At 67.9% G+C, this 12,533-nt stretch carries 13 protein-coding genes; 10 read left to right on the plus strand and 3 right to left on the minus strand.

Annotated features, from left to right (window positions below; all coding sequences use genetic code 11):
• Positions 1–484: 484 nt before the first annotated feature.
• Positions 485–1,657 (minus strand): amidohydrolase family protein, encoded by a 1,173-nt coding sequence (locus PUT80_RS34520; protein WP_275294642.1) that lies wholly within the window; start codon positions 1,655–1,657, stop codon positions 485–487.
• Positions 1,658–2,281: 624 nt separating this feature from the next.
• On the opposite strand from PUT80_RS34520, the gene PUT80_RS34525 reads away from it, so the two are divergent.
• The 7 genes from PUT80_RS34525 to PUT80_RS34555 all read left to right on the plus strand — a co-directional run bounded on the left by PUT80_RS34525 (position 2,282) and on the right by PUT80_RS34555 (position 8,230).
• Positions 2,282–2,941 (plus strand): GntR family transcriptional regulator, encoded by a 660-nt coding sequence (locus tag PUT80_RS34525; protein ID WP_275294643.1) that lies wholly within the window; start codon positions 2,282–2,284, stop codon positions 2,939–2,941.
• Complete coding sequence (locus PUT80_RS34530; protein WP_275294644.1) at positions 2,938–3,750, plus strand: carbon-nitrogen family hydrolase; 813 nt, start codon at positions 2,938–2,940, stop codon at positions 3,748–3,750. The genes PUT80_RS34525 and PUT80_RS34530 overlap by 4 nt, the downstream gene beginning before the upstream one ends.
• The gene (locus PUT80_RS34535; protein ID WP_275294645.1) at positions 3,747–4,406 is read left to right on the plus strand and encodes a DUF2848 family protein; all 660 of its coding nucleotides are present in this window, start codon (positions 3,747–3,749) and stop codon (positions 4,404–4,406) included. Before PUT80_RS34530 ends, PUT80_RS34535 begins: the two co-directional genes overlap by 4 nt.
• Positions 4,406–5,866 carry a 4-hydroxyphenylacetate 3-hydroxylase N-terminal domain-containing protein gene (locus PUT80_RS34540; protein ID WP_037814842.1) on the plus strand — a complete coding sequence of 487 codons (1,461 nt, stop codon included), beginning with the start codon at positions 4,406–4,408 and terminating at the stop codon, positions 5,864–5,866. The genes PUT80_RS34535 and PUT80_RS34540 overlap by 1 nt, the downstream gene beginning before the upstream one ends.
• On the plus strand, positions 5,863–6,207 hold the full coding sequence (locus PUT80_RS34545) for a cupin domain-containing protein (RefSeq protein ID WP_043840232.1): 345 nt from the start codon (positions 5,863–5,865) through the stop codon (positions 6,205–6,207). Before PUT80_RS34540 ends, PUT80_RS34545 begins: the two co-directional genes overlap by 4 nt.
• A gap of 55 nt (positions 6,208–6,262) precedes the next feature.
• Complete coding sequence (locus PUT80_RS34550; protein ID WP_037814847.1) at positions 6,263–6,781, plus strand: flavin reductase family protein; 519 nt, start codon at positions 6,263–6,265, stop codon at positions 6,779–6,781.
• 108 nt (positions 6,782–6,889) lie between these two features.
• Positions 6,890–8,230, plus strand: a complete 1,341-nt coding sequence (locus PUT80_RS34555) for an MFS transporter (protein ID WP_037814848.1) — start codon at positions 6,890–6,892, stop codon at positions 8,228–8,230.
• Between the two features lie 67 nt (positions 8,231–8,297).
• Here the strand turns inward: PUT80_RS34555 and PUT80_RS34560 are convergent, their stop codons facing one another.
• Positions 8,298–9,161 (minus strand): MBL fold metallo-hydrolase, encoded by an 864-nt coding sequence (locus tag PUT80_RS34560; protein WP_238607310.1) that lies wholly within the window; start codon positions 9,159–9,161, stop codon positions 8,298–8,300.
• A 91-nt stretch (positions 9,162–9,252) separates the two neighbouring features.
• Between PUT80_RS34560 and PUT80_RS34565 the strand changes: the two genes are divergently transcribed.
• Genes PUT80_RS34565 through PUT80_RS34575 form a run of 3 tightly spaced genes read left to right on the plus strand, consistent with a single transcriptional unit; the run spans position 9,253 to position 11,304 of the window.
• Positions 9,253–9,450 (plus strand): hypothetical protein, encoded by a 198-nt coding sequence (locus PUT80_RS34565; RefSeq protein WP_037814852.1) that lies wholly within the window; start codon positions 9,253–9,255, stop codon positions 9,448–9,450.
• On the plus strand, positions 9,437–10,753 hold the full coding sequence (locus PUT80_RS34570) for an amidase (RefSeq protein WP_275294646.1): 1,317 nt from the start codon (positions 9,437–9,439) through the stop codon (positions 10,751–10,753). The genes PUT80_RS34565 and PUT80_RS34570 overlap by 14 nt, the downstream gene beginning before the upstream one ends.
• A complete protein-coding gene (locus PUT80_RS34575) occupies positions 10,750–11,304 on the plus strand; it encodes a TetR/AcrR family transcriptional regulator (RefSeq protein ID WP_043840193.1) in 555 nt (184 codons plus the stop codon). The genes PUT80_RS34570 and PUT80_RS34575 overlap by 4 nt, the downstream gene beginning before the upstream one ends.
• Here the strand turns inward: PUT80_RS34575 and PUT80_RS34580 are convergent.
• A complete protein-coding gene (locus PUT80_RS34580) occupies positions 11,301–12,494 on the minus strand; it encodes a GNAT family N-acetyltransferase (protein WP_275294647.1) in 1,194 nt (397 codons plus the stop codon). The genes PUT80_RS34575 and PUT80_RS34580 overlap by 4 nt on opposite strands.
• Positions 12,495–12,533: the final 39 nt, after the last annotated feature.

Here is a 12,533-nt window from a genome sequence, read left to right on the forward strand (position 1 = left end):
GTTTCTACAACAGTGTGCGGCGGCACTCCGCTATCGGGATGCTCAGCCCCGACAACTTCGAGCAGGCACTCCGAACGGCTGCCTGAACCCCTCGTAAGCCCCTGTCCACCATTCGGGGTGAACCTCAGGATGCCATGTGACGTCTGAATGTTATGTCGCTGCCCGCACGCCGCACGCATCGTAGGATGCCGTGTGGCGCGTGGTGGCCGGGACGTCGCGGGGGTCGTGGAGATGTTATGCGGCGGCAGGATGTCGCGTGGTTGCCGGGACTCCGCGCGGTCGTTCGGAATGTTGCATGGCGGCCGGGTTGCTGCGCGATAGCTTGGCACGCTGTGCGGTGGTTTCGATGTCGCATTGACCGCAGGGAATCTGTGCGGTGGTCGGACGTCTTGTCGCAACCGGGATCCTGCATGCTCGCCAGGACCCCGCCAGGCGTGACGTCGCCCCGATCCTGAGTCGCCGCCCCACCTGGAACCGCGGCGGCTCAGGATCCGTTCCGCCACACGCGACGAATCGAAAGGGTGTCGCCAATAGTGACCGTAGGGTCGCCGTCGACCAGTACGAGGTCTGCGCGCAGTCCGGGCTTGATGTGGCCGCGGTCGGGCAGACCGAAGCGTCGAGCGGGGACCGAGGTCGCTGCCCGCAAGGCTTCGGTCGGAGTGAAGCCCGCCGTTGTCAGAAGGCGCAGTTCGTCGTGCAGGCTCGCCCCGTGGGCCGTCCCTGGCGCACCGAGGTGTGCTGCGTCCGTGCCCGCCAGGATGTCGACTCCGGCGTTCTTCAGTGCTGCCAACGTTTCCACTGCGTAGCCGAAGTGTTCGCGCGGGCTCGTGGCCATCGCGCCGGACAGGTTCTCGAGCCATTCCGGAGTCAGCTTGGGGAGGACCCGCCGGTCCTCAGCGAGTCGGCGGCCAGCGGGTTCGCCGGTGATCGACGCGATTACCGTCAACGTCGGAATGACGAACACACCGGCGGCGGCGATTTTGTCGATCAACTCCGCGGTATGCGGACGGTCGAAGAACAGATGGCTGAGTCCGTCCACTCCGGCGTCGACGACCTGTCCTGCGGTCTCGACGGTCATCGCGTGCGCCAGCACCATTCTCCCGCGACTGTGGCTTTCGCGAACCGTCGCTTCGACCAATTCGGGAGTGAGCCTGGGCAGGTTGCCGCTACCGAAAAGCTGGCCGTCCTCCACCAGGACCTTGAGATAGTCGGCACCCTCCGCGATCCGGGCCTCGACAAACGCCGCCACCTCGTGCGGACGCGTGGCAGTCGGCCATGGCGGGTCGCCCTTTCTCAGCTGCTGCGGATGTCCGCCCGTCGGGGTGAGACCGATGGACGGAGACAGCACGTCAGCTAAGTTATTCGAGGCGGCGACCTTGCGGCGCACCGGAATCATCTGTTGCGGCATCGAGAGCATGTCGAATTCGGTGGTGACTCCGAAGGTCAACGCTTGGCGCAGCGACTGCTCGTCGGTGTGCGTGTGTGCGTCGATCAAGCCGGGCAGCAGCGTGGCGCCCGCACCGTCAATGAGGTCGACACCTTCGGGGCGGGTGCCGCCGACGCTCGCGATTCTTCCGTCAGCGACCTCGACATCGACGGTTCCGAGTGAGTCCTCACCGTCGAAGACATGTGCGCCAGTGACGGCGAAGTGGTTCACGGAGGCTCCAAGCGGGTGGTGCGAAGGTGGCTCCGGAACCGTAAGCGGCGGGTGATCAAGGTGCCAAGAAGGCACTTTTCGGGTAGGTGGTGAGGGCGAGGTGACCGGCTTACTTGGCGGATGAAGGGGTCGTCTTTTGATCAGCGGATCCCGTGCAGTCGCGCAGGGCGAGTCGGGATGCCTTCGGTCGACGCGCCGTCATCGGTGCTCAGGCAGCGGCTCGAACCGGGTGCCGTCGTCGCGGATTCGCCCGGCCAGGGGTGACACATCAGGGCAACCGCGTCGGGGAGGTGCCAGGGCAACTGCCGTTACAGGACGTTGCGGCGGAGGCACGAGGGCTACCGCAGTGACAGGACGTTCCAGGCGACAATTCAGGGCGTCGCCCCGACGTTCAGCGCGACCCATCACGGCGCCAACACGAGGTCCCGCGCGGGCCCATCGGGACCACAGCCCCCAAGCCGCCTCCCCGACAACACGCACCCTCCTCCGCGAGCGAGCCCGAGCCCCCGGGGCAACGCGACCCTCCTCCGCAGGCGAACACGAGCCATCCCCACCCGGCACACCCGCTCAACCTCGGCAAACACCCCTTGCCCGCCTGCCATGCGTGATGTATACATCTTGTCCATGAGCAGTGTACGACAGGCTGGGCGGGCCGGGTCCGCGCAGGACGTCACCTATCGGTTCCTCAAGCAGCGCATTGCCGAGCTGCCTCGCGACGGCGGGACGTTCCTCACCGAATCGGAGGTTGCCGAGGCGGCGGGGACGTCTCGGACGCCGGTGCGGGAGGCTCTGCTTCGGCTTGAGGCCGAGGGGTTCCTCGAGATCGTGCCGAAGAAGGGTGCGTTCGTGCCGCCGATCTCCGACGCGGAGGTGCGGGCGGTGATGGAGGCGCGCGAGCTGGTCGAGGACTGGTGCGTCCGCAAGCTCGCCGAGCGCGTCGACGAGACCTTTCTCGGCGAGCTGGACGACATTCTCGCGAAGCAGCGCGAGGTGGTGGACGAGCCGGTGCGGTTCATTGAGTTCGACCGTGCGTTTCACCGGGCGATCGTGCGGCGGGCCGGGAACCCGGTGCTGGCCGAGTTCTACGAATCGTTGCGGGAGCGGCAGGTCCGGATGGGGTTGCGCGCGGTCGCGGGCAGCGAGACCCGGGCGGGCACGGTGCTGGCTGAGCACGCGGCGATCGTCGAAGCGTTGCGCGGTGGTGAGCCGGAGGTGGCGGGGGAGGCGCTGGCGAAGCATCTCTCCAGCACGATGGCGGCACTGCGAGTCGGGGAGCGGCTGTGAAGGTCGCGTTGGTGCAACTCGCCAGTCCGCCGGACGAGACGGCGGCGGACCGCCGGGTGCGGGCTGGCCAGTTGGTCGAGTCGGCGCGCGGGGCTGATCTCGTGGTGTTGCCGGAGTTGTGGGCGGCCGGGTACTTCTCGTTCGACGCGTATCCGGACGAGGCGGAATCGCTTGACGGGCCGACGGTCGCGGCGGGGCGCGAGTGGGCGCGGAGCCTTGGTGCGTATGTGCATGTGGGAAGTTTGGTCGAGCGGGATGCGGCCGGGCGGTTGTTCAATACCGCGGTGTTGCTCGCGCCGGACGGCACGATCGCGCATACCTATCGCAAGGTGCACGTCTTCGGATATGCCTCGCGTGAGGCGGAATTGCTTACACCGGGCGAAACGCTCAGCGTCGCGGAAACGGGACTTGGGCCGATTGGGGCGACGACCTGTTACGACTTGAGGTTTCCCGAATTGTGGCGCGGGCTGGTGGATCGCGGCGCGAAGACGGTCGTGGTCCCGGCTGCGTGGCCGACGGCGCGGCGCGAGCACTGGCGGATGTTCACCTCGTGCCGGGCGGTGGAAGAGCAGGTCCTGGTGATCGCGGTCAACGCGGCCGGCACCCAGCACGGCGGCGTCGAGCTGGCGGGTACCAGCCGGATCGTCGATCCGTGGGGGACTGTGCTGGCCGAGGCGGGCACCGGCGAGGAAGTGCTGCGCTGCGAAATAGACCAATCCATTGTGGACACGGTGCGGGCGGAGTTCCCGGTGCTGGCCGATCGGCGGTGGCCGGTGTCCACAGCAGACTTCACGGGAGCGGGAGTATGAGCACGATTGCCCTGCACGTCGCGGGAACCGGGGAGGAACTGGCGTTCGCCCCGGCGCGGCTGGTGGTGGCCGGGTACACCGGGAGCGACGAGGCCGCGGTCGAGGAGCACATCGCGGAATTGGCGGCGATCGGGGTGCCGCGACCGGAAACGGTGCCTGCGTTCTACCATCTGGATACGGGCTTGCTGACGACGGAGCCGGTGGTCGGGGTGAGCGCGCCGGGGACGTCCGGGGAGGTCGAACCGGTGCTGATCCGGCACCAGGGGCGGTATTTCCTCGGGGTCGGGTCCGATCACACCGACCGCGACCTCGAGCGGGACGGAGTAGCACTGTCCAAAGCGGCCTGTCCGAAGCCGCTCGGGGAAGTGGTCGCCGAGCTCGGGACCGAAGTGTCCATTCCGGACTGGGACCACGTCGTCGCGGACTCCAGTGTGGACGGATGTCCGTACCAGAAGGGGGAATTGGCCGCGCTGCGGCATCCGGCGGATCTGCTGGACCGGCTCGGTCCGGTCAAGGGCGATTTCGCGCTGTACTGCGGCACTTTGCCGTTGCTCGGCGGCGAATTCACCTACGGCGCGTACTGGCGCGTCCACTTGGAACTGCCCGGCGGCCCGACCCTGACCCACGCGTACGAAACGAAACAGAGGAGCGAGTGATGCGCAGCGGAGCCGACTATCTGGCCGCACTGAAAGGCCCCCGGCGGATCTACCTCGACGGCGCGCCGGTCGAGGACGTCGCCCACCACCCGGCGTTCGCGCCGATCGCGAAGACCATCGCGGAACTCTTCGACCTCGCGGCCGACCCGGAATCCGGCATCTCGGTCACCGACCCGGCGTCCGGGTCCACAGTGAACCGTCTGTTCACGCCGCCGCGCAGCCGGGAAGACCTCAAGGCGTACCGCGAAGCGGCGACCACCTGGGCACGGCACACGCACGGCTGGGTCGGCCGCAGCCCGGACCACGTGGGCGCGTTCGTCGCGGCGTTCTCCGCGCATCCAGAGGCGTTTTCGCAAGGGGAGCGCGACTTTTCGGCCAACATCGCCGCGTACCACAAGCGCGTGCTGGAAGAGAATCTGTACGTTTCGTATGCGATCATTCCGCCGCAGGTTTCGCGGGCGACGACCGCGCACGCCTGGGAAGGCGACCTGATCCAGGCGGGAGTCGCGGAGGAGCGCGAGGACGGCATCGTGATCCGCGGTGCGCAGATGCTCGCGACCGGCGGCGCGGTGGCCGACGAGATCTTCGTGTCTTGCATCAAACCGCTCGGACCGGAGGACGCTGACTTCGCGCTCGGATTCGCGGTTCCCGTTGACGCAGAAGGACTTAAGCTCTACTGCCGCCGTCCGTACGCGCCGGCCGCCACGAGTGAATACGACTATCCGCTCACCTCGCGCTACGACGAAACCGACGCGCTGGTCGTCTTCGATGACGTCTTCATTCCGTGGGACCGAGTGTTCGTTTACCGCGATGTCGCGGGATTGCGGCGGCAGTTCTTCGACACCGGTGCGCACGTCTTCGGGAACTGGCAGGCGCAGATCCGGTTCATGGTGAAGACGCAGTTCATCGCCGGGCTCGCGCGCAAGGTCGCGGCGGTCAACGGGGTCGACAAATTCCCCGGCGTGGTCGAGAAGCTCGGTGAGTTGGCGAGTCTCGCGTCCATTGTGGAATCTGCGGTGCTGGCGGCTGAGTACACCGCGGAGCCGGACGAGAACGGCATGTGGCGGCCCGGCTCTCGCGCGGTGTACGGCGCGATGGGGCTACAGGCCGAGTTGTACCCGCGGCTGCTGGCGATCCTGCGCGACCTGGTCGGCGGCGGTGTGCTGCAGGTGCCCTCCAGCGTCGCGGACCTGACGAACCCGGAGACCCGCGCCGATATCGACAAATACATTTACAGCCCGTCCGCGCCCGCCGAGGAGCGGGTGAAGCTGTTCAAACTGGCCTGGGACGTCGTCGGCAGCGAATTCGCCGGACGGCACCACCAGTACGAGATGTTCTACGCGGGCGCGCCGTTCGTGGTGAAGGGCTACGCCTTCCGCAATTACGGCTTCGACGGCGCGCTCGGCGACATCGACGCCTTCCTGTCCAGCTACGACCTCGACGGAGCGATCACCCGATGAGCAAACCGGAACACGAATTCTTCCCGGTGACCGACGTCGCCTTCACAGTGTGCCCGGGCGACGATCCGAAGATCACCGAGCGCATTCTCGCCAAGGACCCGGAAACCGGCGTGGCGACACGGATCCTGCGGTACGAACCGGGTGCCGATTCGACGCCGATGGGCGTGCAGAAGCACGATTTCTGGGAGGAGGTCTACATTCTCGAGGGCTCGTTCACCGACCTCACGCTCGGCCGGACGTTCACCGCGGGGATGTACGCCTGCCGTCCGCCGGGCATGCCGCACGGCCCGTGGCGGACCGACGAGGGGGTCGTCACGTTCGAGGTCCGCTACCCCGCCTGAGCCCGTTCGGGAGCGGCGGTCACGGGACCGCCGCTCCCTTCGCAAGGAGAACGTCATGATCACTTCCTCGGCCGAGGTCGACCCGATGACGATGCGCCGCACGATGGGGCGTTTCGCGACCGGCGTCGCGGTGGTCACCACCCGGGCGGCGGGGGTGCCGCACGGGATGACCGTCAACTCGCTGACGTCGGTTTCGCTCGACCCGCCGCTGCTGCTGGTGTGCCTGACGACCGGCGCGCGCAGCACCGACGCGGTCGTCGAGGCGGGCCGGTTCGCGGTCAACATCCTGTCCGCGCGGCAGGAACAGCTCGCGCTCCGCTTCGCCCGTCGCGGCGAGGACCACTTCGCCGGGCTGGAGGTGACCGAGGGCCGCCACCGCGTGCCGGTGATCCCGGACGCCTTCGCGCACCTCGAATGCGACGTCGAACGGCATCTGGTCGCCGGCGACCACGTGGTCGTGTTCGGGCACGTGCGCAGCGTGTGCGAGCGCGACGGCGACCCGCTGGCGTTCCACGGGGGCCGGTTCGCCGACGTCGCCGACCGGGCCAACGAGCCCGTGCACTGGTTCTTCTGAGGCAGTTCCCAGGGGGGAGCACGCCTCGGTGGCTGCGCCAACAGCCACCGAGGCTTCCGGCATCAGCACTTCATCCGCGTCACGGACCCTCCGACCACAGGAGCCGAAATGGCCGATACCTCTCGCGAACGTAACAGAAAACGCCCGCACACGCGGCTGGGGGTGGTGGCGGCGTCGAGTCTCGCCGGCACCGCCGTCGAATGGTACGACTTCTTTCTGTACGGCACCGCGTCCACTTTGGTCTTCAACAAACTGTATTTCCCTTCGCACGACCCGTTGGTCGGCACGGTGCTCGCTTTCGCCACCTACGCCGTCGGATTCCTGGCCCGTCCGCTGGGCGCGGTCGTGCTCGGCCACCTCGGCGACCGCAAAGGACGGCGTTCGACGCTCATCGCGAGTTTGCTGTTGATGGGTGCTTCGACGTTCTTGATCGCCCTGCTGCCCACTTACGAAGCGGTCGGTGTGCTGGCACCATTGCTGCTCGTCGTCTGTCGCCTGGTGCAAGGATTCGCGCTCGGCGGCGAATGGGGCGGGGCCGTGCTGCTGGTGTCCGAGCACGGCGGTAGTGCGCGTCGCGCGTTCTGGTCTTCGTGGCCGAATGTCGGGCCGCCGCTGGGGAATCTGCTCGCCGCCGGGGTGCTGGCGGTGCTCGGCGCGGTAATGCCGTCGGCGCAATTCCTTTCTTGGGGCTGGCGGATCGCGTTCGGCTTGTCCGCGGTGCTGGTCTTGATCGGGTTGTGGTTGCGGCTTTATGTCGCGGAAACTCCGTTGTTCAAGGAAGCGCCGAAGCCGAAGGGGCTGCCCGCCGGTGTGGTGGTCCGCAAGCATTGGCGCAGTGTTTTGCTCGCCGCGGCAACGCGTTTCGGGGAGAACGCCGGGTTCTATCTGTTCTCGTTGTTCGTGATCACTTATGTCACGACTGTGCTCAAAATGGACAGTTCGGTCGGATTGACGGCGGTGCTGGTCGGGCAGGCTTGTGCGGTGGTGACGATTCCGCTGTTCGCCCTGCTGGCCGACCGGATCGGACGACGGCCGATCTACGTGGTCGCCTCGGTGGCGACGATCGTGTGGGCGTTCGTGTTCTTCGCACTGGTCGACACGCGCAGTCCTGGATTGATCACGGTCGCGGTGGCAGGCGGATTGCTGATCTTCGCCGCGTACAGCTCGGTGATCGGCGCGTTCTTCGCGGAATTGTTCCCGACGGAGGTGCGGTATTCCGGGGTTTCGCTGGCGTACAACCTGGCGTCAGTGCTGGCTGGTTCGCTCGCGCCGATCATCGCGATCGGGTTGTACGCGAAGTTCGGCACCGGATATGCGATCGGGGTCTATCTGGCGGTGATGGGCTTGATTTCGCTGGTGGCCTCGTTGCTGGCGAAGGAGACGAAGTCGGTCGATCTTGGTTCGGTGGCCGGGAAGACGGAGGAGGAAGCCCGTGCGTCCGTTGACTGAGCACCCCGGGCGGTTTTGAGGTCCGTGAAGGACTCCTTGAGGGAATCAGATTCCCCCAAGGAGTCCTTCACGGCTTTTCCACGAGCCGGTAGCTGGCCCCGTTCCGCACCAGGTGGCCGCCGGTGGGCGGGGTGAAGTGTGTGCCCAGTACGAGCGCGCGCGAATCGGCCAGTTCGGCGAGCAGGCGGCGGCGGGTTTTCTCGGATTCCGCCGGGTCGATGTCCACCGACGCGCCGATCTCCGGGTGCGCGAACTGCACCGGATGGTGCACCGCGTCCCCGGTGATGAGCGCGGTCTCGCCGGCACTGCGCAGTTCGATCGAGACGTGCCCCGGCGTGTGGCCGGGCGTCGGCAGCAACCGCACGCCGGACACGATTTCCACTCCGTCCGCCGGGACGTCGACCAGGTCCAGCAGACCCGCGCGTTCCACCGGCAGCACGGAATCCTCGAACATCTGCCGCCGCGGTTCGTCCATCGCGTAGCCCGCCCAGAACTCCCGCTCGACGCGCGCGGTGACATGCCGCGCGCAGGGGAACGTCGGCACCCACTCGCCGTCCTGCTCGCGGGTGTTCCAGCCGACGTGGTCGGCGTGCAGGTGGGTGAGCAGCACCAGGTCCACCTCGTCCGGCGCGAACCCGGCGGCGGCCAGCGCGTCCAGGTATCCGGTGCCGAGACCGTGCCACGCCGGGTTGGCGCGGGTCTTCCCGTTGCCGATCCCGGTGTCCACGAGGATTTTCATCCCGTCCTTCTCGAACGCGAAACTGTGGCTGTGCAAGCGGATCGCGCCGCCGTCGGCGAAGTCCGGCCGCAGCCAGTCCTCGCCCGAGACGACCTCCGCGGTCGCGCCGGGAAGCAGCCAGGGCCCGGTCGCGGCGGGGAATTCGATCTCGTCGATCCGGTGGACAGCGATCTCGCCGACGGTCCAGGACATGGGCAACGCCTCCTTAACGCAACATGTTTGCGTTAAGCCACGGTAGTCGCTACTGTCGCTTAACGCAAATGTTTAGCTTTTAGGAGTCCTTGTGTCCGACCTGACCCCCGAGGAGGCGGCGAGCCTGGCCGCCCGAGCCGGATTGCCGCTGGCTGCCGCCCGGCATTCCGACGTCGCCGCCGTCGCCAACCACATCCACTCCGTGGTGACTGTCCTGCGCGACCTGGATTTCGGCGACACCCCACCGGCTTCCCTCTACCGTGCGGAGGAGAGCCATGTCGCTCGCTGACCTCACTCTCACCGAAGCCTCTGCCGCGATCCGGGACCGCCGGGTGTCGCCGACGGAGCTGGTCGAAGATGTCCTGGCGCGCATCGAAGAGGTAGAACCCCGGCTGCACGCGTACGTCTCGGTGGACGCCGATCGGGCTCGTGCGGAAGCCGCGGAACTCGGCGACCTCCGCGGCCCGCTGCACGGCATCCCCATGGGATTGAAGGACCTGATCGACGTCGCCGGAACCGCGACCACCGCCAGTTCCCAGGTCCGCGCCGGACACCGTGCCGAGCGGGACAGCACCGTCGCTGCCCAGCTCAAGGCCGCTGGAACGGTCCTCCTCGGCAAAACACACACGCACGAATTCGCTTACGGCCTCACGACTCCGCAGACGCACAATGCGCGCAACCCGTCCCGCGTCGCCGGAGGATCCAGCGGCGGTTCGGCAGTGGCCGTCGCCGCGGGTGCCGCGACTTTCGCCCTCGGCACCGACACCGGCGGTTCGATCCGGGTCCCCGCCGCGCTGAACGGAGTCGTCGGCCTCAAGCCGACTTACGGGCTCATTCCGCGGAACGGCGTGACGTCGGTGTCCTGGTCGCTGGACCATGTCGGCCCGATCACCCGCACCGTCGAGGACGCCGCGCTGGTCCTGTCCGTCCTTATTGGACAGTACTTCCCTCTTGGCGAAGACCTGACCGGCCTCCGCGTCGGAGTCCCTGGCAACTTCTACTTCGACCACCTCGACCCGGCAGTGGAAACCGCCGTCCGCGAGGCCATCGACCACCTCGTCGAACTGGGCGCGAAGCTGGTTGACGTCGAAATCCCGATGACCCGCTACCTCCAGGCGACGCACTGGGGCCTGATGGTTCCCGAGGCCACGGCGTATCACGAACGAAGCATCCGCAGCGTGCCCGACCAGTACACCGCCGACGTCCGCGTCCTGCTCGAAGCCGGCGAGCTGATGAGCGCGGGGGACTACCTGCGTGCCCAACGCGCCCGCACCCTCATGCGCCAGGAATGGACGCGGATGTTCGACAAGATCGACGTCCTCGCCGCGCCGACCGTCCCGACCACCGCCGTTCCCGCCGGACAGGAGACTGTCACCTGGTCTGACGGGAGCGTCGAAACAGTCTCGGACGCGTACATCCGGCTCTCGGCCCCTGCGAACATCACTGGCGTGCCCGCCTTGACGCTCCCGATCGGCGACGATCCCGACGGGATGCCGATCGGGCTGCAACTCCTTGCCCGGCCGCACGGCGAGTCCGTGCTGCTGCGGACCGGACACGCACTGGAACGGGCGCGGCTTACAGTGGCACGGTGAGCCAGAAGCGGATGGTGCGCCCGGGCGGGCGCAGCGCGCGAGTCCAGGAGTCGGTGCACGCCGCCGTCCGCGACCTGATCGCCGAATCGGGCCGGGACGCGCTGACCGTGCCGCAGGTCGCCGCCCGCGCGGGCGTCACGCCGTCGACGATCTACCGGCGCTGGGGCGACCTGCAGGAACTCCTGTCGGACGTCGCGGTCGAGCGGCTGCGCCCGGAAGCCCCGCCGGAGGACCACGGTTCGCTGGCAGAGGACCTGACGGCGTGGACCGAACTGTTCCTGGACGAAATGTCCTCGCCCGCGGGCCGCGCGTACATCCGCGACGCGCTGCTCGGCGATCCGGACGGCAGCAACGCCGGACAGTGCTCGGCGTACGCCGTCGACCAGGTGGAAGTGGTCCTGGCCAGGGCTGTCGCCCGGGGCGAGGCCGCACCGGCGGCGGAGACGGTGATGGACCGGGTGGTGGCCCCGATCATGTACCGAATCCTGTTCCGCCCGGACGGCCTCGACGCGGCGTACGCGCGCCGGTTGGCGGCGGAGGTGCTGGTTTAGAACCAGTGCACGCAGTGGGGTGCGCGATCCGATCGGAACAGCGCGTCCGCCGCCCCGGCCGCGTCTCCGTGGTGCGCCTGAACATGCCCAGCCCGCACCAGCACACTAGGCAAAGTCCCGCCGAGATAAATCGACCCGAGATCGCTCACATCCAGCGACAAGTCCGGCGCGAGATCCGTCCGCACGCACTCCGCCTTCCCGTCGCGCACCGTGAGCCGGTACCGGCCGCTCTCCGCCAGGAACGGATCCGTCACGTCGAGCACCAGCGACCCGTCCGTGAACCAACCACGGCTGGTCAGGGCGCGCGGGATGTCCAGCAAACGCACCCAGAGCCAGTCCGTCGTGGTGGGCTCGCCCGCACGCAGGTCCGCCAGCTGCCAGCGCAGCGGGTTTCCCGGCGGGAGGTGCCGGAAGTCGATCTTCTTCACCAGATCGTGCCCCAGCAGGTACTGAGTGAGCGAGGTGAACGCCGCGTCATCGACGGCGATGACCTCGTCGACGGTCAGGGCGGCGTCGTTGACCAGGTAGCTCGCGTATCCGTCGGCAGTGCCGTCCGCGTCGCGGTGCACGGCGAGGTATCGCGGCTCCGGGCCGGTCGGCGGGTGTCCCGCGCCCAGCGCCCACCAGCGATGCGGACGCGACAACGCGCCGGGCTGGGTGCGGCGGTAGCGGTCGTAGATCTCTTCCAGCAGCTCACCGCAGTCGACGCGCCGGAGCAACTCGACGGAGCCAGTCGCGACCGCCGTACCGCCGCGTGGGGCGCCGAAACCGGAGCGGTGCCGTTCGACGGTCATCTGCTCCGTGTAGGTCGCCGGTCCGTAGCCGAATCGCCGGTAGATCACCGCTTCGGAGCAGAGCAGGACCGACAGGAACTCCCCGCGAGCACGCACGTCGGCGAGGTGTTCCTGCATCATCGCGCGGAGCACGCCCTGCCGCCGGTGCGTCGGCAGCACACCGACGGCGGTCACGCCGGCGGCGGAGGCGAGCACGTCGCCCGGAAGCGTGAGGTCGAAGGAGTACGCGCCGGTGGTGCCGACCGGTTTCCCGTCCGGCGCGTGGGCGATCAAGCTCCGTTCGCTCTCGAAAGCGCCCAGGATCCCGCTGCCCGCCGAGGCGGGCCAGTACCGGCCGAACGCGGCCTGCACGGTGCTGAAGAAGAGCTCGTAGTCGTTGTTGCGCCGGATTTCCATTGCAGGAGGCCCCCAGGAGCTGACGGTGTCTCCCCGTAT

The organism is Amycolatopsis sp. La24 (assembly GCF_029087445.1).
Taxonomy (GTDB): Bacteria; Actinomycetota; Actinomycetes; order Mycobacteriales; family Pseudonocardiaceae; genus Amycolatopsis; species Amycolatopsis nivea.